Below are 18210 nucleotides of genomic sequence, written 5' to 3'. Positions count from 1 at the left end.
CAATGCTTAACTCTTTGACGCAAAAGCGAGAAAGAGTGGTGCCCAGGAGAGGACTCGAACCTCCACGCCCTTGCGAGCGCCAGCACCTGAAGCTGGTGCGTCTACCAATTCCGCCACCTGGGCAACGGCGGTTCGTTTACGGGGGCCGAACGCGCCTGTCAACGGGCGAAGCCGGCTTTTTGACAATAGTGTATCGGTCGCGCTGGAGGCGGCGTCTCACCGCCTTCACAGCCGCGCTGCTATGCACTAGGACAGGCACAATAGAGTCAGTTTTCAGCGCTTCCAAACGGAGCTTCGCGTCATCATGACGGTCCTGCCTCCCGCTTCGCAACTCGTCACGGTCTTCGGCGGCTCGGGCTTCCTAGGGCGGCATGTCGTGCGGGCGCTGGCACGACGCGGCTATCGCGTGCGCGCCGCCGTGCGCCGCCCGGACCTTGCCGGCTTCCTGCAGCCGCTCGGCAGCGTCGGCCAGGTCACTGCGGTGCAGGCCAATCTGCGCTATCCCGATTCGGTCGCGGCCGCCGTCAAGGGCGCCGATGCGGTGATCAACCTCGTCGGCATCCTGCGCGAGAAGGGCCGGCAGAGCTTCGCCTCGGTGCAGGCGCAGGGCGCGCGCGGCGTGGCGCTGGCCTGCGCCAATTTCGGCGTTGACCGGCTGATTCAGGTCTCCGCGCTCGGCGCCGATGCCGATTCGAAATCGGCCTATGCCCGCGCGAAAGCGGAGGGCGAGGCGGCAGTCCATGCTCTGGTCAAGCAGGCGATCGTGTTGCGCCCCTCGGTGATGTTCGGGCCGGAGGACACCTTCTTCAACCGCTTCGCCTCGCTGGTGCGCATGCTGCCGGTGCTGCCGCTCGCGGGTGCGGACACAAAGTTCCAGCCGGTCTTCGTCGGCGACGTCGCCGAGGCGATCGCCCGTGCCGTCGATGGCAAGGTCGCGGGCGGCAAGGTCTACGAGCTCGGCGGCCCCGAGACGAAGACGCTGCGCGAGCTGGTCGACTATGTCTGCGAGGTCACCGGCCGCAAGCGCCTGATCGCGCCGATGCCGCTCGGCCTCGCCCGCCTGCAAGGCCAGATCCTCGAGATCGCCGACATGCTGACGCTCGGCCTCCTGCCGGACGAACTCATCCTGACGCGCGACCAGGTCAGCCTGCTCGAGAGCGACAACGTGATCTCCGAGACGGCGGAGAAGGAAGGCCGCACCTTGCGCGGGCTCGGCATCGCCCCCGTCTCGTTCGAGGCCGAGGTGCCCGGCTATCTCTGGCGCTTCCGCAAGGCGGGGCAGTTCGCCACCGCCCGCGCCAGCTGATCGACTTCAGGGCACACGCACGAGTTTGCCAGTGGTTTGCCGGCTCTCGAGCGCCGCGTGGGCGGCGCTCGCTTGTGCCAGCGGAAAGCTGGCGCGGATCAGTGCTTGAGCACCGCAAGCGCAGACTGTCGCGTCAGGCGTCAGTCTCGGTAGACCTCTCAGAGCATGCTGGGCAGGACGCGATCCGGCGGCTTGTGCCCATCCATGAAGGTCTTGATGTTGACGATGACCTTCTCGCCCATGTCGGCGCGGCCCTCATGTGTGGCCGAGCCCATATGGGGCAAAACCACGACGCGGTGCTGGCGGGCGAGCTTGAGCAGGCGCGGATTGACGGCCGGCTCATGCTCGAACACGTCGAGCCCGGCGCCGGCGAGCTCGCCGGCTTCCAGCATGCGCGACAGCGCGGATTCGTCGACGATCTCGCCGCGGGCCGTGTTCACCAGGATGGCGTCCGGCTTCATCAGCTTGAGCCGGCGGGCCGAGAGAAGGTGATAGGTCGCCGGTGTATGCGGGCAGTTGACCGAGACCACGTCCATGCGCGCCAGCATCTGGTCGAGCGAATCCCAATAGGTGGCGTCGAGCGCCTCCTCGATCCGCGAATCGAGCCGGCGGCGGTTATGGTAGTGGATCGACAGGCCGAAGGCGGCGGCGCGCCTGGCCAGGGCCTGGCCGATCCGGCCCATGCCGACGATGCCGAGGCGCTTGCCGGTGATGCGGCGGCCGAGCATCCAGTTCGGCGACCAGCCGGCCCATTCGTCATCGGTGATGATGCGGGCGCCCTCGGCGATGCGCCGGGCCACGGCGAGGATCAGCGCCATCGTCATGTCGGCGGTGTCGTCGGTCAGCACGCCCGGCGTGTTGGTCACGGTGATGCCGCGCTGCACAGCGCTGGCGACGTCGATATTGTCGACGCCGTTGCCGAAATTGGCGATCAGGCGCAGCTGCTCTCCGGCCTGGGCGATCAGACCGGCATCGATCTTGTCGGTCACGGTCGGGACCAGCACGTCGGCAGTCTTCATCGCCTCGACCAGAGCGGCCTGGCTCATCGGCGTGTCGTCGAGATTGAGCCTGGCGTCGAACAGCTCGCGCATCCGCGTCTCGACCACGGCGGGCAGCTTGCGCGTGACGACGACCAGCGGCTTCTTCTTCGACATGGGCGGCTCCTTGAAGGCCCGTCAGGCTGCGATCTTCCCAGTATACGCCCTGCCGGGCGCGACCAGTGGCCGCACTGTCGCCTTTCCGCCTCAACCCCCCATTAACCGAGGCGCATCAGGAATTGAGTCGGATAGTTCTTACGATCAGCGGCCGTCTCGTTGTCTAGCAGCGTTGCGGCGGAACACAACCTGACCCTTCGGCGCGGCGCGTGTCGAAAGTGGGCAGGTTTAGGAGTGGGTTGGATGACGGTTCAGACGATGCGCGATGCGCTCGGCTTCGTGCTTGCCGCGGGGCTTGCCATGGCGGCGATGCCGAGTGCCGCCCAGGAGGTCGCCAGCGGGCCCGTCTCGGGCCTGCCGCTACCGCGTTATGTCAGCCTGAAGTCCGACCGGGTCAATCTGCGCGAGGGGCCGTCGAAGGAGCACCGTACCAGCTGGGTGTTCCAGCGCGCCGGCCTACCGGTCGAGGTCACCGCGGAATTCGAGACCTGGCGGCGCGTCCGCGATGCTGACGGCACCGAAGGCTGGGTGCTGCACAGCCTGCTCTCCGGTCGCCGCACCGTTCTGGTCTCGCCCTGGTCGAAGAATAAGGGCGAGACCTTCTCCCTGCGCGAGACGAACAGCGAAAGCGCGCCGGTGGTCGCGACGCTCGAGCCCGGCGTGATCGCCAACGTGCAGTCCTGTCAGAACACCTGGTGCCGCGTTACGGTCAGCAAGATCGTCGGCTACATCAAGCAGGATCGGCTCTGGGGGGTCTATCCCAATGAGACCGTGCAGTAGGGGCCTGTGGTTCCAACAGATTCGTGAAATGAGCCGGTCTTCCCGGGCGTAGCGAAGCGAAGACCCAGGACGCATTCCGGAACCTTTATCGGCAAGGCTCCGGAATGAGTTCCGGATCGGCGCCGCTGGCGTGGCTTGTCCGGGATGGCATGGTGATTTCGGTCGAAGCGCCAAAACACGCCCGCGCCGCCGGGCGCTTCAGCCGCCGACCTTGCGCAGCCTGACCACGACGTCGACCCGGCTGATCTCGTAACCATCGGGCGGCGGGGGCAATTCGGCGACGTCGACGGCCGAGGCCGGGATGTCGATCACCTTGTCCTCGCCATCGACCACGAAATGGTGATGGTCGCTATTGTCGGTGTCGAAGAAGGTCTTGGCGCCGTCGATGGCAAGTTCGCGCAGCAGGCCGGCCTGCGTGAACTGGTGCAGAGTGTTGTAGACCGTCGCGAGCGAGACCGGCACGCGCGCCTTCATCGCCTCTTCATAGAGCATCTCGGCGCTGATGTGCCGGTCGCCCTTGGCGAAGAGCAGCCAGCCGAGCGAGACGCGCTGGCGTGTCGGCCGCAGGCCAACCCGGCGCAGCTTCTGGCGCACATCGTGGAAGGGGCAGCCCTGCCGCGCGTCCGATCCGTAGCCCTGGTCCTGCGTCTGGCCGTCCATGCCGCGCGTCGACTCCGTGAAACCCGTCCCCATGATCGGGACACCATCGTTTGGATTCGATGTAAGGCCTTGGTTGCCCAGCCGCAAGCATCGCGGCGCTGCCGGCAGGCTTGGACGCGGTGCCTTGGCAGGAAACGGGCTGCGATCTTCCACGGTCGAACCGCGCCGACCCTTTTGCTCTGCAGCGACGCCGTGTTAGGCACGTCGCATCGGGAGTTGGCCGACGGATCGTGGCGGCCGAAAGGGAGTGAAGCCGGATATGGAGCGGCAATCGTCATTCAGCTACGAGGAGATCCTAGCTTGCGGGCGCGGTGAGCTCTTCGGGCCGGGCAATGCGCAGCTGCCGCTGCCGCCGATGCTGATGTTCGACCGTATCGCGCAGATCAGCGAGACCGGCGGCGAGCACGGCAAGGGCATGGTGCGGGCCGAGCTCGACGTCCGGCCGGACCTCTGGTTCTTCGACTGCCATTTCAAGGGCGATCCGGTGATGCCGGGGTGCCTCGGCCTCGACGCGCTCTGGCAGCTCACCGGCTTCTTCCTTGGCTGGCTCGGCCTGCCCGGCCGCGGCCGGGCGCTCGGCGTCGGCGAAGTCAAGTTCGCCGACCAGGTGCTGCCCACCGTCAAGCACGTCGTCTATGGCGTCGATTTCAAGCGCGTCTTCAAGTCCAAGCTCGTCCTCGGCATCGCCGATGGCTGGCTCGAAGCGGACGGGAAGCGTATCTATACGACGACCGATATGCGCGTCGGCCTGTTCAAGCCCGAAGCGGCCTGAGCAAAATAAGCCCGAGCGGGATGCAAAAAAGTGGGCACCAATTTTTGCTGAAATCCCGCTCGGAATCATTGAAATCGGTCACCTTTATGATTTTGGATCGAGGTGATCCGAAATCATGGTGATCGAGGCGCCTTGCCTTCGCCGGCCGCGCAGTCCATTTGCGCGGTAGGCGATCTATTACAGGTCCGGGGTTGGCCTCCCGGCCCGTCACCAAAGAGCCGGAGAAGCAGCATGAGACGCGTTGTGGTCACCGGGATGGGCATCGTCTCGTCCATCGGCAACAATACGCAGGAAGTGCTGGCCTCGCTGCGCGAAGCCAAGTCCGGCATCTCCTATGCGGCTGATTTCGCTGAGCACGGCTTCCGCAGCCGCGTCGCCGGCGTGCCCACGCTCGATCCCTCGACCGTGCTCGACCGCCGCGCCATGCGCTTCCATGGCGGTGGCTCGGCCTGGAACCAGGTCGCGATGGAGCAGGCCATCCGCGACGCCGGACTGGAAGAGAAGGAAATCAGCCATGAGCGCACCGGCATCGTCATGGGCTCCGGCGGCCCCTCGACCCGCGCGCTGATCGACGCCTATGACAAGGCGCGCGAGAGCGGCTCGTCCAAGAAGGTCGGCCCGTTCGCCGTGCCCAAGGGCATGTCCTCGACCGCCTCGGCAACGCTGGCGACCTGGTTCAAGATCAAGGGCGTCAACTATTCGATCTCCTCGGCCTGCGCGACCTCGAACCACTGCATCGGCAACGCCTACGAGCTGATCCAGTGGGGCAAGCAGGACGTGATCTTCGCCGGCGGCTGCGAGGAGCTCGACTGGACGCTCTCCGTGCTGTTCGACGGCATGGGTGCGATGTCCTCCGACTTCAACGAGACCCCCGCCGTCGCCTCGCGCGCCTATGATGCGCGCCGTGACGGTTTCGTCATCGCCGGCGGCGCCGGCGTCGTCGTGCTGGAGGAGCTGGAGCACGCCAAGGCCCGCGGCGCCCGCATCTATGGCGAGATCGTCGGCTATGGCGCGACCTCGGACGGCTACGACATGGTCGCTCCGTCAGGCGAGGGCGCCGAGCGCTGCATGCGCATGGCGCTGCAGGGCGTTAAGGCCAAGATCGACTACATCAACCCGCACGGCACCTCGACCCCGGTCGGCGACGCCAAGGAGATCGAGGCGATCCGCACCGTCTTCGGCGCCGGCGAGAAGAGCCCGCCGATCTCGGCGACCAAGTCGCTGACCGGCCATTCGCTGGGGGCCACCGGCGTGCAGGAGGCGATCTACTCGCTCTTGATGCTGAACAACGACTTCATCTGCGAGAGCGCCCATATCGAGGAGCTCGACCCGGCCTTCGCCGACATGCCGATCGTGCGCAAGCGCATCGACAATGCCGGCCTCGGCTGCGTGCTTTCGAACTCGTTCGGCTTCGGCGGCACCAACGCGACCATCGTGATGAAGCGGCTAGAGGCCTGAGAGACCTTCGATCATTCTACCGGCATGGCCGTCTGACACGGCCGCCTGCGCGTCCGGTGCTCACGGACCAATGGTCCGCTCCGCTCCGGTTCTCGGTAACCGCGCCAGCCCACTCACGCTGGCGAATTCTCGGAAGGTCTCTCCTCCATGCTGTTCATGGTGATCGAGCATTTCGACCAGGCGCGGGTGAAGGAGATCTACACCCGCTACCACAAGCATGGCCGGATGATGCCCGAGGGCCTCACCTATATCGACAGCTGGATATCGGCCGATTTTTCCCGCTGTTTCCAGGTGATGCAATGCGACGACGTCACCTTGCTGCAGGAATGGGTGCTGGCCTGGGGCGATCTCGCCCGCTTCGAGATCGTCCCGCTGGCGAGTTCGAAGGACACGGCCGAGGCCGTGCGGAAGCATTTGTAGTGGCCACGGCGGCGCGCTTGCGCTTTATGGTTGATCGGTCGTGCCAGCGGCACTGTAGCGTCCTTCCTCCGTCCCCTCCCGGTTCCTGAATCCGTTCGAGACAGGCATATGCTCCCCCTGATGCACAACAAGCGCGGCCTCGTCATGGGCGTCGCCAACCAGAACTCGATCGCCTGGGGCATCGCCCGGACCCTGCATGCGCATGGCGCCGAGATGGCCTTCACCTATCAGGGCGAGGCGCTGGGCAAGCGCGTCAAGCCGCTGGCGGAGAGTATCGGCTCGAAGCTGGTCATCCCCTGTGATGTCGAGGATGTTGCCACTGTCGATGCCGCCTTCGCCGCGATCGACGAGGCCTGGGGCGGCGATGCCGAGCGCAACACGCTCGATTTCCTGATCCACGCCATCGGCTTCTCCGACAAGAACGAGCTCAAGGGCCTCTATGCCGACACCACCCGCGAGAATTTCTCGCGGACCATGGTGATCTCCTGCTTCTCGTTCACGGAAGCCGCCAAGCGGGCCGCGGCGCGCATGCCCAATGGCGGCAGCATGATCACGCTGACCTATAGCGGCTCGAACCGTGTGATGCCGAACTACAACGTCATGGGCGTCGCCAAGGCGGCGCTGGAGGCGAGCATGCGCTATCTCGCCGCCGATTACGGGCCGAAGGGCATCCGGGTCAACGCGCTCTCGCCCGGGCCGGTGCGGACGCTGGCCGGCGCAGGCATCTCCGATGCGCGCGCCATGTATTCCTGGCAGCGCGCCAACTCGCCGCTGCGCAAATCGGTGACGCTGGAAGAGATCGGCGGCTCGGCGCTCTACTATCTCTCCGACCTGTCGGGCGGTGTGACTGGCGAGGTCCACCATATCGACGCCGGCTACCACATCACCTCGATGCCGGTGCTCGAAGGTCTGCGCGCGGCCGATACCGGCAACGGCGACTAAGTCGAACAGGCTCTTTCGCCGCTCGGGCGGCGGGGCTATCCTCCCCTCCGGTGGAACCGGGGCGTGCGCCAATGGTTCGATCAGTGAGCCATGGAGGACGCTCATGGTCACGGTGAAGTACGAGATCGTCCAGCACGATGGTGGCTGGGCCTACAAGGTCGGCGACGCGCTTTCGGAGACCTTCCGCTCGCATGACGCGGCGCTGAAGGCAGCCAACAAGGCGGCTGCCCGCCAGAAGCGGCCGGGGGTCACCGACGGCATCGTCTACCAGGACGCCAAGGGCGAATGGCACGAGGAACTGGCCGATGGTCGTGACCGGCCCAATACCCGGATCGTCGACGGCGGCTGAGGCGGTGCCTCAGCGCTGCGTGAAGAAGGTCAGCAGCACCTTGCCCTTCTCGCCGATGAGGCAGAGGAAGCGGCGCGGCTTGTCGGACTTGTCGGTCTTCAGATAGGCCTCGCCCATGATGATGCGCGTGACCGGGGTATCTTCGACCTTGGTCTCCGCCACGGCGACCGTCAGCCCGTCCTCGTCGATATAGATGTCCTTGATCTCGGGCTCGCGCGCCGTCAGCGCCGCCATCGCAGTCGCCTTGCAGGCGGAAAGCTCGGGGGAGGATGGCTTTTCCGGTGCAGCAGGCGAGGCCGGCGAGGTGGTCTGAGCCAAGGCCGGGGCGGCGAGCAGAGCGAACAGCGTGGTCGTACAAACGGTCTTGCGGAGCATGTTGAACCTCGGGTTGTTGCCGAGGTTCAAACGCGCCGTCGCCGATCTGGTTCGGATCAGCCGTCGAGCGCCTGCTTCAGGTCGGCGATCAGGTCGTCCGGGTGCTCAAGCCCGATCGAGAGCCGGACCAGCCCGTCACCGACGCCCATGCTGGCGCGCACCTCCGGCGTGAAGCGCTGATGCGTCGTCGTCGCCGGGTGGACAATGAGGCTCTTGGCGTCGCCGAGATTATTGGAGATGCGGATCAACTTGAGCCGGTTGAGGAAACGGTAGGCCGTGTCCTTGCCGCCCGCGACCTCGAAGGCGATCAGCGTCGAGGGGCCGCTCATCTGCCGGGCGATGATGTCGGCCTGCGGATGGTCGGGATCGCCGATGAAGGCGACATGCGGCAGGTCCTTCCGGCCCTTCAGCCATTTGGCCACGGCTGTTGCATTCTGTGCCTGTTGGCGGACACGCAGCGGCAACGTCTCCAGCGATTTCAGCATCACCCAGGCGTTGAACGGCGACAGCGCCGGGCCGGTCTGGCGCAGATAGGTCTGGATGTCGGCCTCGATCAGCGCCTTCGAGCCGAGGATCAGCCCGCCGAGGCAGCGGCCCTGGCCGTCGATGTGCTTGGTGGCGGAGTAGACGACGAGATCGGCGCCGAGCGCGAGCGGACGCTGGAAAAGCGGCGTCGCAAAGACATTGTCGACTACGAGGATGACACCGGCCTCTCTGGCGATCGCGGCGACGGCGGCGATGTCGATCACCTCCAGCGTCGGATTGGCCGGGCTCTCCAGGAAGAACAGTTTTGTGTTCGGCCTGATCGCGGCGCGCCAGGCGGAAAGATCGGTGCCGTCGACCAGGGTCGACTCGACGCCATAGCGCGGCAGGTGATCCTCGATGACATAGCGACAGGAGCCGAACAGGGCGCGCGCCGCGACGACGTGATCGCCGGCCCGCACCGGCGCCATCACCGCCGCGGTGACGGCGGCCATGCCGGTTGCGGTGGCGCGGCAGGCCTGCGCACCCTCGAAGGCGGCCATGCGCTGCTCCAGCATGGCGACGGTCGGGTTGGAAAGACGCCCGTACTGGAAGCCGGGATCGGTGTTGAGGAAGCGGCCCTCGGCCTGCTCGGCGCTGTCATAGACATGGCCTTGGGTCAGGAAGAGAGCTTCCGAGGTCTCGCCGAATTGCGAACGCAGCGAACCGGCGTGGACGAGCTGAGTTTCAGGGTGCAGCGCTGCTGTATCTGCCGCTTCGATTGCCATGATAAGTCGCCCGGTCCGTTCTATATAACGGACGAAGGGAATATCATTGTCGGTGGCGTTCGTAAAGGCGAACGAATTTTCTGCGTAGGGAACGCTTCGTCAAATAGCTGCGCCGTCGGCAACGATGTCCGCACCGAGATCGACGCGCACCGCCCGCACGATCTGCGCCTCCGCTTCTGCTCCGCGCCGGCGCGGGTGAGCCGCCGAAATCTTGTGCTCTGCGATGATCTGGCCGGGCGCGCCGGAGAGCACCACGACCCGGTCGGCGAGATAGGCGGCTTCGTCGATGTCGTGGGTGACGAACAGCACCGTCTTGCCGGTGCGGCGGCGGACCTCGATCAGCTCGTCCTGCAAGGTCTCGCGGGTGAGCGCATCGAGCGCCGAGAAGGGTTCGTCCATCAGCAGGATCTCGGGTTCGACCGCAAGCGCGCGCGCCAGCGAGACGCGCTGGCGCTGGCCACCGGAAAGCTGGCGCTGGCCACCGGAAAGCTGGTGCGGCCAGCGTTGGGCGAGATGGCCGAGGCCGACAAGGTCGAGCGTCTGCTGCGCCTTGGCGAGACGTTCTGCCCGCGGCGCCTGGCCTTCCAAGCCGAAGCCGACATTGGCGATCACCTTGCGCCAGGGCAGCAGCCGCGAATCCTGGAAGACCAGCGCGACCGGCCGCCTTGTATTGTCCCTGGCGTTGATCACGACCTCGCCGCCGCTCGGCCGGGCGAGGCCGGCGATGACGCGCAGCAGCGTCGACTTGCCGACGCCGGAGGGGCCGACAATGGCGAGGAATTCGCCGCGGGCGACCGAGAGGTTCAGCTTGTGCAGGACTTCGGTCGCTTCGCCGTCGCGGGTGAAGGTGAGCGACAGCTCCTTGATGTCGATCACGCTTTCCAACGCAGCACCCATCCCTGGAAGGCGACGAACAGCGTGTCGAGCAGGCCGTAAAGCGCCGCCATGGTCAGCATATAGATCACGACGAGGTCCGTCGCGAGCAGGCTGGAGGCCTGCATCATACGCTGGCCGACGCCGGCGACGCCGAAAATCTCGGCCGCCACGACCGCCATCCAAGCCTGGCCGAGCGCGGTGCGCACGCCGATGAGGATGCCGGGCAGCGCGGCGGGCAGCAGGATCTTGGTGAGGCGCTGGAGCGGCGAGCGGAAGCCGAAGGCGTCGGCGACCTCGATCAGGTCGCGGTCGACGCCGCGGATCGCGCCCTGTGCCGCGAAGAAGACGATCCAGAACACCCCGATCGCGATGATGAACACCGCCGCCTGCGGGTTGACCCCGAACCAGATGATCGCGAACGGCACCCAGGCGAGGCCGGGGATCGGCCGCAGCAGACGGACCACCCAGGCGGTGGTCTCCTCGGCGATCTTGGACATGCCGGTGAAGACACCGAGCGCGATGCCGAGACCGGCGCCGGTGAACAGGCCGATGAAATAGTGGCCGAGCGAGCCCATGATCGCTGCGAGCCAGGCGCCGGACTTGACCTCGCGCAGGAAGGCGCTCGGCAGCGCGCTCGGGCCCGGCAGGAAGGCCGGATTGACGATGCCGAAATAAGGGATCGCCTCCCAGAGCAACAGAAAGGCGACGAGGCCCGTCAGGGCAAGGGCCGGAGCCCGCAGTGAACGCAAATGAATAAGCCCCGTCAGCCCTTGATGGCGCGCTCGTAATACTGCGTCTCGAACAGGCCGTCGAACGGAAGTTCCTTTTCGAGCGAACCGAGCTTGACCTGATAGGCCTGCATGGCGCGGGCGGGCTCGATGATCTTGCGCGGGTCGATCTCGAAACGGGTCGCCGGCGAGGTCAGCGCTTTCTCGATCAAGGCGGGATCGACGATGCCCTTGCCGAGCGCGGCGCCGACATGGGGGGCGGCCTTGGCGGGTGTCTTGACCAGCACATCGGCAGCCTTGACCAGGCTGGAGACCAGCTTCTGCACCGCGTCGGGGTTCTTGGTGGCGAAAGCGCCGGAGACGGCGACGACGGTGCCGGGCTGGCCGGGGAAGACGTCCTCGCCGCCGGCGATCAGTTTGATGCCGGGGTTGCGGGTCTGGATGATGGTCAGGGCCGGCTCGCGCACGATCGCGCCCTCGACGGCGCCGGCGAGCACGGCCTGCTGCGTCGCATCGATGCCCATCGGCACGATCTCGACATCGCCCTTGTCGGCCTTGGCGACCTCCCAGAGCCAGTATTGCAGCACGGTGTTGGGCACTGACCCGGCCGGCTGGGTGGCGAGGCGGGCCGGCTTGCCGGTCGCGGCCTTGTGCGCCTTGAAGGCGGCTGCGGCACTGGTGCCCGTCGTAAAGAATTTCGCCAGGGCCGGGGCAGCGACGAAGACGTTCTCGCCGGTGGCGGTCGAGGCGACGACGCGGATGTCGACACCGCGCGAGCGCGCGACGGCGAGCGGAGCGACGCCGGCGACATAGAGATCGATCGTGCCCGAGGCGAGCGCCTGGATCATGTTCGGGCCGGATTCGAACACGGTGAAGGCAGGCGCGATGCCGGCCTGCTTCAGCCAGCCCTCGCCGTTTGCGACGAAGATCGGGGCGGTGCCGATGATCGGGATATAGCCGATGCGGGCCGGGATCGCCTCCTGGGCGCGAGCGCCAAACGGCAGCGCGGCAGCGAGCGACGAGCCGGCGAGCAGGAACTGGCGGCGGTCCATGATCGGAATTCCCTGAACGGTGCGTGTTTTCGAGCCTATTGACGTCTGATAAAAGGATTTTCTATCTAAAGACAAGCTTAGCTCTTCAAAAAGAAGAAAATTCTCCGTTGCCTCGATCAGGCAAAGGGTTTTTTCTACATCGCCATGGATCGAGAGATGGACGCCATCGACCGCAAGATTCTGACCGTGCTGCAGGCAGACTCCAATATCTCGATCGCGGAGCTCGCCGATCGGGTCGGGCTGTCGCAGACCCCGTGCTGGAAGCGCATCCAGCGCCTCGAACAGACCGGGGTGATCATCAAGCGCGTGGCGCTGGTCGCGCCCGAAAAGATCGGGCTCGGGCTCACCGTCTTCGTGCAGATCGAGACGGCCGACCATTCCGGCCCCTGGCTGGAGAAGTTCGCCCAGAGCGTTGCGGCGATGCCGGAGGTGATCGAGTTCTACCGGATGGCCGGCGACGTCGATTACATGCTGCGCGTCGTCGTCGCCGACATGGCCGCCTATGACACCTTCTACAAGAAGCTGATCGAGACGATCCCGCTCAAGAACGTCACTTCGCGTTTCGCCATGGAGCGGATCAAGGCGACGACGGCCTACAAGGTGCCGGACCTGCCGAAGGCGTCGTAGGCGTCATTGCGGGGAGCGCAGGCCCGCCATCGCATGCCCGGCACTTGCCCCGGCGGGCGCGCTCCCGCATGAACGCTCCCGGATTTCTCGAACGGGGCGCGCCCATGTCCAGCTATGTCATCGATCAGCCGAAGGTCGCCGCCATCCCGGTGGCCGGCGGCGGGCTCTTCCCGGTGCGCCGCATCTTCTGCGTCGGCCGCAATTACGCCGAGCACACGCGCGAGATGGGTGGCGATCCCGATCGCGAGGAGCCGTTCTTCTTCACCAAGCCGTCCGACGCCGTGCTGACCGGCGGCGCCGACATGCCCTATCCGCCCAAGACCGCCGATCTGCATCACGAGATGGAGCTCGTCGTCGCGATCGGTAAGGGCGGCAAGGACATCGCCGAGGCCGATGCGCTCTCCCATGTCTACGGCTATGCCGCCGGCTTCGACATGACCCGCCGCGACTTGCAGGGCGCTGCGAAGAAGGCCGGCAAGCCCTGGGACATGGGCAAGGGCTTCGACGCTTCGGCGCCGATCGGCGAGCTCGTCCCCGCCGCCGAGGCCGGCCATCCCGACGAGGGGCTGATCGAGCTCAAGGTCAACGGCCAGGTCCGCCAGAGCTCCGATCTCGCCAAGATGATCTGGAACGTGCCGGAGACGATCTCCTACCTATCGGGCTTCGTCACTCTGGCTCCGGGAGACCTGATCATGACCGGCACGCCCGAGGGCGTCGCGGCCGTCGTCAAGGGCGATGTGCTCGAAGGCGTCATCGCCGGTGTGGGCACCGTCCGCACCAAGATCGTCTAAAGCCAGATAGTGTCATCCCGGCCGGAGCGTAGCGCAGAGCCGGGATCCATTCCTGAACCGTTCCGGAATGGGTCCCGGGTCTCCCTCCGGTCGCCCGGGACGACCGCTTCTTGAATGTCGTGAATAGCTAGGATCGAGCCCATGCGTCTGACCCCCGAAGCCTCCGGCGTCTTCCCGATCGCGCCGACGCCGTTCCATCCGGACGGCAGCGTCGACTGGACCTCGGCCGACCGGCTGTACGAGTTCTATCACGGCATCGGCTCTGACGGCGTCACCGTGCTCGGCATCATGGGCGAGGCGCCCAAGCTGGAGCCGGAGGAATCGATCGGCATGGTCAAGCGCGCCGTGGCGAAGCTGGGCGGCAAGCCGATCATCGTCGGCGTCTCCGCGCCGGGTTTCGCGGCGATGCGCTCGCTGGCGCGGCAGGTGATGGATCTGGGCGCCGGCGGGGTGATGATCGCCCCGCCGACCAATCTGCGCACCGACGACCAGATCACCGGCTATTACGCGCAGGCGGTCGAGGCGATCGGCACCGACATCCCCTTCGTCATCCAGGACTATCCGCTGACGCTCTCGGTGGTGATGACGCCGGCCGTGATCCGCAAGATCATCCAGGACAACCCGTCCTGCGTGATGCTGAAGCATGAGGACTGGCCGGGCCTCGAGAAGATCTCGACCCTGCGCAGGTTCGAGGCGGAAGGGACGCTGCGCCGCGTCGCCATCCTCACCGGCAATGGCGGCCTCTTCCTCGACTTCGAGATGGAGCGCGGCGCCGACGGCGCCAATACCGGCTATGCCTTCCCGGAATTGCTGATCGATGTGGTCAAGGCCAGCAAGGCCGGCCGCCGCGACGATGCGCACGACATCTTCGACGCGCATCTGCCGCTGCTGCGCTACGAGCAGCAGCAGGGCGTCGGCCTCGCCGTGCGCAAATATGTGATGATGAAGCGCGGCATCCTCGCCAGCGACGCCCAGCGCAAGCCCGGCCCCGGCCTGACCGCCGCGGCGAAGGCCGAGGTCGACTATCTGCTCGGCCGCCTCGCCAAGCACGATCCGCGCGCGAAAATCTGAGGCGTCGGTCGCTGGTCGATCAGTCGAGATGCCAGGCCGCGCGGTCGAGCGCGGCTCTCAAAGCCATGGACGCATATCGCCAGGCTATGCAACCTTGAGCTGCGGCTCAAGGGATTTGGTATGCGTCTTGTTGTTCTGCTCGGCGGTGCCGCGCTTGTAGCTATTGCTTCGTTGGGGTCTGCACCGGCGCAAGCCGGTGGCATCCGGCCGGAATGCCGCAGCATGGGAAATCCGCGCGCCTGCACCTGCGCGCTTAACAATGGCGGCCAGATCAAGAACGATCCGGGCCGCAGTTCCGGGCGCCAGCGCTGGACCTGGGCCAAACCGGGCACGGCGGCACATATGGCCTATATGAACTGCGTCAACGGCTCGGGGCGGTAACCAAGCCGCACTCTAGTTCGCTTATTCGTTGGGGCCCTCGCAGCGCGTAACGCTGCGAGGGCTACCTCGTCAGTTGGCCAGTTGCACCAGCCGGTCGAGCGCCGGGCCGAAACCGTTGAGAGCGATGTTGAACGAGACTACATCGTTGTTCGACAGGTTGAGCGCGGCTGCGGTCAGCGTCTTGCCTTTCTTCATCGCGTCGGTCGCGACGGTCGGAAACGAAACCGGCAGCAGGCAGCCCGACGGCGTGCAGGTCGAGAACCGCAAGCCCTGGCCGAGATCCTTGTCGTCGAGCTTCAGCACCGCGCCGTTCTCGAGCTTGAGCCAGAACGGCATCAGGATCGTGCCCTCGGCGCGGCCATCCTTCGGCACCCGCAGCTCGATCGCGAAGACGCGCTGATTGGTGCGGCTGTCGCCTTGCGATTGCGACAGCAGGCAGAGCTTCTGGCCATCATTGATGCGGCAGTCGACCGTCCAGTCGCCATAGACCTCGTTGACCGCCGAGGCGCCGTTCGGGAGGCGCGCCGTTGCTGTGGCGGGCTGGCCCACGCTCGGTGTCGCGGCCGGTGCCTGCGCGGTGGCGGGGCGAGCGGGTGGGCTTGCCGGGCGAGCCGGTGAGTTTGCGGCTGCCGGGCGCGGTGCGGGAGAAGAGCGGGTGGCCGGGGTGCGCGGCGCTGGTTCAGCCTGCGCTTCGGTCGCCTCCGTCGGTTCGGTCACCTGCGGCTCGCGCTGGGCAAGAGCCGGAGACGCCAGGAGAGCGAAGGCGAGAAGCGAAACGGAGAGAGATGTGCCTGATCGGATCATGAGAGCGTGTTTCGACAGAAGCTGGAGCATCGACCAAGGATCGATGCTGCGTTCTAGCAAAAAACAAGGTAGCGTCTACCATTAAGCTTTCGCTATGATTGTTTTTGGTCATCCATTTAGTGGTTTGATACTGTAATAATTCTAAGATCGAATTCTGTTCATAACCTCGACTTTGACCGCGGGATCAGGCCTCTCGAACCAGGGGCGGAGCGGCGCACGGCTATCGCTGCCCGTCATGGCTGATGCGTTGATCACCACTCCGGCGCGCAGGCACCCGGATGCGGCTCGGGTGTTGACAGGCTAAGCGAACGCCTGTGCTGCGCCTTCCACGGCCGGCGCGTCAGGCGATCTCCACCATCGCTCCGATCTCAACTGAACGCTGCACAGCCGAGATCACCTTCAGCGTGTTCAGCCCCTCGCGGCCGGACGCGATCGGATTTGCGCCGTTGCGGATGACGTCGCAGAAATGCCGGATCTGGGCCCGCAGCGGGTCCTCCTGCACGACGGGAACGCGCTCACGCACCAAGGGCTCCCACCAGCTGCGCTTGCCCGGGTTGGACCAGACTTCCAGCTGCGGGATCGTCAGCGAGCCATGGGTGCCGCCGATCTGGTAGCAGGACTGGTCCTGCTGCGGGTAGACCGGGTTCTCGCCCGTAGTCATCTCCCAGCTCCACGGCGCCACGATCGAGTCCGAAACGGTGACCGTCCCCAGCACGCCACTGGCGAAGCGCAGCAGGATCGCGGCGGTCTCCTCGACCGCATGACCGCGCACTGCGTTCGAGCTATGGGCCTGCACCGAGACGATCTCGCCGCAGAGATAGCGGAACAGGTCGACATCGTGGATCAGGTTGAGCAGGATCGGCCCCGCTCCCTTTTCGCGCCGCCAGTCCGCCTCGAAATAGTCGTCCGGCTTCATCAGCCAGAAATGCCCGCTGAGCGCCAGCACCTGGCCGAGCCGGCCGGAGTCGATGATCTCCTTGGCCTTGCGGATCATCGGGTTGTAGCGCCGGTGATGGCCGATGAGCAGCGGCACGCCCGCCTTCTCGGCCGCCAAGACTAGGCGTTCGCCCTCGGCGAGATCGTCCGCCAGCGGCTTCTCGACGATCGCCGGGATGCCGGCCTCGATCGCCTCGAGCCCACCCTGGACATGAAGCTGATTCGGCGTCGCGATGATCACGCCATCAGGCCGGTCCGCGGCCAGCATCTCGGTGAAGGACGCGAACCAGGGTGCGCCGAGCGCCGCCGCGACGGTGCGGCCCGCCGGGGTCGGATCGACCACGGCGGACAGGATGGCGCGCGGCTCGGCCGCGGCATGCTCGGCATGACGCCGGCCGATCAGCCCGGCGCCGATGACAGCCAGCTTGACCTCGGTCATTGCCGGTTCAGTCCTTGGTTTCGTCGGCGAGCCTGGCGACCCGGCGCAGCGAGAGCAGGTAGCCCTGCGTGCCGAAGCCGGCGATGACGCCATCGGCGCGCAGCGACATGTAGGAATGGTGCCGGAAGCTCTCGCGCTTGTGGACGTTGGAGATGTGGCACTCGATCACCGTGCCGTCGAAGGCGTTGAGCGCATCGAGGATCGCGACCGAGGTGTGCGTGAAGGCACCGGGGTTGATGACGATGCCGACGGCCTGCTCGCGCGCCTCGTGGATCCAGTCGATGATCTCGTATTCGCGGTTCGACTGGTGGAAGCGGATATCGAGGTGGAGCTCCTTGGCCAGCGCCCGGCAGGCATCCTCGACGTCGGCCAGCGTCTCCGAGCCGTAGATGTGCGGCTGGCGCTTGCCGAGCAGGTTCAGGTTCGGACCGTTGAGGACATAGACGAGACGGGACATGGGTACTCCTGAAGCGATGCGCGCAGCATGTTGCCTTTATCCAAGCAGGAGGCAACATGGCGAGCCTTGCCGTTCCGTCATGGCGGGTTTCGGAGGGGTACGATGGAATTGTGGCGCGGTCTCGCTTTGGGTGTGTCCTTTATTGCTCAGTTCGGCTCTGGCGCCTCGGCGCAGCCGGCGGTTCCCGCCGAGGTCGCCAAGGTGCGCGCCGAAATCCGGGATACCTGCGGCGGGCGCGCGACGTTCAAGCCGGGCTTCCAGCGGACGGCCGATTTCAACGGAGACGGCCAGCCCGATTATCTGCTCGATTATGGCCAGTCCGAATGCGTCGGCGGTATCCTGACCAATCCGTTCTGCGGCTCGGCCGGCTGCACCCTCGACATTTTGATTTCGAGCGGCGGCGGCTACCGTCAGGCTTACGGCAGCAACGTCCAGGACTGGTCGCTCGCCCAGGCCGGCGGCAAGTCTGTGCTGGTGTTGTCCCTGCACGGCAGCGCCTGCGGCCGCTCCGGCCATATCGGCTGCCAGCGCCGGCTCGTCTGGAACGGCGACAAATTCGTCGCCGCCGGCCGCCGATGATCG

The 18210-nt window shown here is 66.0% G+C and carries 23 protein-coding genes and 1 tRNA gene; 12 read left to right on the top strand and 12 right to left on the bottom strand.

What is annotated here, in order from left to right:
* Window positions 1–36 precede the first annotated feature (36 nt).
* Window positions 37–123: transfer RNA gene (locus ACFPOB_RS15735), tRNA-Leu, on the bottom strand.
* A 181-nt stretch (window positions 124–304) separates the two neighbouring features.
* On the opposite strand from ACFPOB_RS15735, the gene ACFPOB_RS15730 reads away from it, so the two are divergent.
* Entirely contained in the window at window positions 305–1306 is a 1002-nt protein-coding gene (locus ACFPOB_RS15730) for a complex I NDUFA9 subunit family protein (RefSeq protein ID WP_377799354.1), read from the top strand.
* A 6-nt stretch (window positions 1307–1312) separates the two neighbouring features.
* Here ACFPOB_RS15730 and ACFPOB_RS31165 read toward each other — a convergent pair whose 3' ends face one another.
* Both ACFPOB_RS31165 and ACFPOB_RS15725 read right to left on the bottom strand, forming a co-directional pair.
* Window positions 1313–1405: a zinc-binding dehydrogenase gene (locus ACFPOB_RS31165; protein ID WP_465248447.1), complete on the bottom strand. Its 93-nt coding sequence runs from the start codon at window positions 1403–1405 to the stop codon at window positions 1313–1315.
* Window positions 1406–1464: 59 nt separating this feature from the next.
* Complete coding sequence (locus ACFPOB_RS15725; RefSeq protein WP_092155441.1) at window positions 1465–2460, bottom strand: 2-hydroxyacid dehydrogenase; 996 nt, start codon at window positions 2458–2460, stop codon at window positions 1465–1467.
* Window positions 2461–2703: 243 nt separating this feature from the next.
* Between ACFPOB_RS15725 and ACFPOB_RS15720 the strand changes: the two genes are divergently transcribed.
* Window positions 2704–3240, top strand: a complete 537-nt coding sequence (locus ACFPOB_RS15720; protein ID WP_092155440.1) for an SH3 domain-containing protein — start codon at window positions 2704–2706, stop codon at window positions 3238–3240.
* A gap of 198 nt (window positions 3241–3438) precedes the next feature.
* Here ACFPOB_RS15720 and irrA read toward each other — a convergent pair whose 3' ends face one another.
* Window positions 3439–3900, bottom strand: coding sequence for an iron response transcriptional regulator IrrA (irrA, locus tag ACFPOB_RS15715; RefSeq protein WP_210187991.1), 462 nt, complete (start codon window positions 3898–3900; stop codon window positions 3439–3441).
* A gap of 259 nt (window positions 3901–4159) precedes the next feature.
* Here irrA and fabA point away from each other — a divergent pair, with 259 nt between their 5' ends.
* The 5 genes from fabA to ACFPOB_RS15690 all read left to right on the top strand — a co-directional run bounded on the left by fabA (window position 4160) and on the right by ACFPOB_RS15690 (window position 7841).
* A complete protein-coding gene (gene fabA, locus ACFPOB_RS15710; protein ID WP_092155438.1) occupies window positions 4160–4672 on the top strand; it encodes a 3-hydroxyacyl-[acyl-carrier-protein] dehydratase FabA in 513 nt (170 codons plus the stop codon).
* A 231-nt stretch (window positions 4673–4903) separates the two neighbouring features.
* The gene (gene fabB / locus ACFPOB_RS15705; RefSeq protein ID WP_092155437.1) at window positions 4904–6130 is read left to right on the top strand and encodes a beta-ketoacyl-ACP synthase I; all 1227 of its coding nucleotides are present in this window, start codon (window positions 4904–4906) and stop codon (window positions 6128–6130) included.
* A 147-nt stretch (window positions 6131–6277) separates the two neighbouring features.
* Complete coding sequence (locus tag ACFPOB_RS15700; protein ID WP_092155436.1) at window positions 6278–6550, top strand: DUF3303 domain-containing protein; 273 nt, start codon at window positions 6278–6280, stop codon at window positions 6548–6550.
* Between the two features lie 108 nt (window positions 6551–6658).
* Window positions 6659–7492: an enoyl-ACP reductase FabI gene (gene fabI / locus ACFPOB_RS15695; RefSeq protein ID WP_377799353.1), complete on the top strand. Its 834-nt coding sequence runs from the start codon at window positions 6659–6661 to the stop codon at window positions 7490–7492.
* Between the two features lie 103 nt (window positions 7493–7595).
* Window positions 7596–7841, top strand: a complete 246-nt coding sequence (locus tag ACFPOB_RS15690; protein ID WP_092155432.1) for a DUF2188 domain-containing protein — start codon at window positions 7596–7598, stop codon at window positions 7839–7841.
* A 9-nt stretch (window positions 7842–7850) separates the two neighbouring features.
* On the opposite strand, the gene ACFPOB_RS15685 is transcribed toward ACFPOB_RS15690, so the two are convergent.
* The 5 genes from ACFPOB_RS15685 to ACFPOB_RS15665 form a co-directional block, all read right to left on the bottom strand.
* Window positions 7851–8216 (bottom strand): hypothetical protein, encoded by a 366-nt coding sequence (locus ACFPOB_RS15685; protein ID WP_377799352.1) that lies wholly within the window; start codon window positions 8214–8216, stop codon window positions 7851–7853.
* A gap of 56 nt (window positions 8217–8272) precedes the next feature.
* Window positions 8273–9466 (bottom strand): O-succinylhomoserine sulfhydrylase, encoded by a 1194-nt coding sequence (metZ, locus tag ACFPOB_RS15680; protein ID WP_377799351.1) that lies wholly within the window; start codon window positions 9464–9466, stop codon window positions 8273–8275.
* Between the two features lie 99 nt (window positions 9467–9565).
* Window positions 9566–10363, bottom strand: coding sequence for an ABC transporter ATP-binding protein (locus ACFPOB_RS15675; RefSeq protein WP_377799350.1), 798 nt, complete (start codon window positions 10361–10363; stop codon window positions 9566–9568).
* Window positions 10339–11091, bottom strand: a complete 753-nt coding sequence (locus ACFPOB_RS15670) for an ABC transporter permease (RefSeq protein ID WP_377799349.1) — start codon at window positions 11089–11091, stop codon at window positions 10339–10341. The genes ACFPOB_RS15675 and ACFPOB_RS15670 overlap by 25 nt, the downstream gene beginning before the upstream one ends.
* Before the next feature lie 14 nt (window positions 11092–11105).
* A complete protein-coding gene (locus ACFPOB_RS15665) occupies window positions 11106–12122 on the bottom strand; it encodes an ABC transporter substrate-binding protein (RefSeq protein WP_092155427.1) in 1017 nt (338 codons plus the stop codon).
* A gap of 156 nt (window positions 12123–12278) precedes the next feature.
* Between ACFPOB_RS15665 and ACFPOB_RS15660 the strand changes: the two genes are divergently transcribed.
* From ACFPOB_RS15660 to ACFPOB_RS15645, 4 genes are all read left to right on the top strand, one after another.
* On the top strand, window positions 12279–12749 hold the full coding sequence (locus ACFPOB_RS15660) for an Lrp/AsnC family transcriptional regulator (RefSeq protein WP_164547550.1): 471 nt from the start codon (window positions 12279–12281) through the stop codon (window positions 12747–12749).
* Window positions 12750–12853: 104 nt separating this feature from the next.
* The gene (locus ACFPOB_RS15655) at window positions 12854–13540 is read left to right on the top strand and encodes a fumarylacetoacetate hydrolase family protein (protein WP_377799348.1); all 687 of its coding nucleotides are present in this window, start codon (window positions 12854–12856) and stop codon (window positions 13538–13540) included.
* Between the two features lie 141 nt (window positions 13541–13681).
* The gene (locus tag ACFPOB_RS15650) at window positions 13682–14611 is read left to right on the top strand and encodes a dihydrodipicolinate synthase family protein (protein ID WP_377799347.1); all 930 of its coding nucleotides are present in this window, start codon (window positions 13682–13684) and stop codon (window positions 14609–14611) included.
* A 222-nt stretch (window positions 14612–14833) separates the two neighbouring features.
* A complete protein-coding gene (locus ACFPOB_RS15645; protein ID WP_377799346.1) occupies window positions 14834–14992 on the top strand; it encodes a hypothetical protein in 159 nt (52 codons plus the stop codon).
* A 69-nt stretch (window positions 14993–15061) separates the two neighbouring features.
* Here ACFPOB_RS15645 and ACFPOB_RS15640 read toward each other — a convergent pair whose 3' ends face one another.
* From ACFPOB_RS15640 to aroQ, 3 genes are all read right to left on the bottom strand, one after another.
* Complete coding sequence (locus ACFPOB_RS15640) at window positions 15062–15541, bottom strand: invasion associated locus B family protein (protein WP_377799345.1); 480 nt, start codon at window positions 15539–15541, stop codon at window positions 15062–15064.
* A gap of 595 nt (window positions 15542–16136) precedes the next feature.
* On the bottom strand, window positions 16137–17171 hold the full coding sequence (locus ACFPOB_RS15635; protein ID WP_377799344.1) for a Gfo/Idh/MocA family protein: 1035 nt from the start codon (window positions 17169–17171) through the stop codon (window positions 16137–16139).
* Between the two features lie 7 nt (window positions 17172–17178).
* Window positions 17179–17628: a type II 3-dehydroquinate dehydratase gene (gene aroQ, locus ACFPOB_RS15630; RefSeq protein ID WP_377799343.1), complete on the bottom strand. Its 450-nt coding sequence runs from the start codon at window positions 17626–17628 to the stop codon at window positions 17179–17181.
* Window positions 17629–17730: 102 nt separating this feature from the next.
* Between aroQ and ACFPOB_RS15625 the strand changes: the two genes are divergently transcribed.
* Window positions 17731–18207 carry a hypothetical protein gene (locus tag ACFPOB_RS15625; RefSeq protein ID WP_377799342.1) on the top strand — a complete coding sequence of 159 codons (477 nt, stop codon included), beginning with the start codon at window positions 17731–17733 and terminating at the stop codon, window positions 18205–18207.
* Window positions 18208–18210: the final 3 nt, after the last annotated feature.

It is taken from the genome of Allobosea eneae, from assembly GCF_042657265.1.
GTDB lineage: Bacteria > Pseudomonadota > Alphaproteobacteria > Rhizobiales > Beijerinckiaceae > Allobosea > Allobosea eneae.
This window is presented reverse-complemented; position numbering and strand designations above follow the sequence as displayed.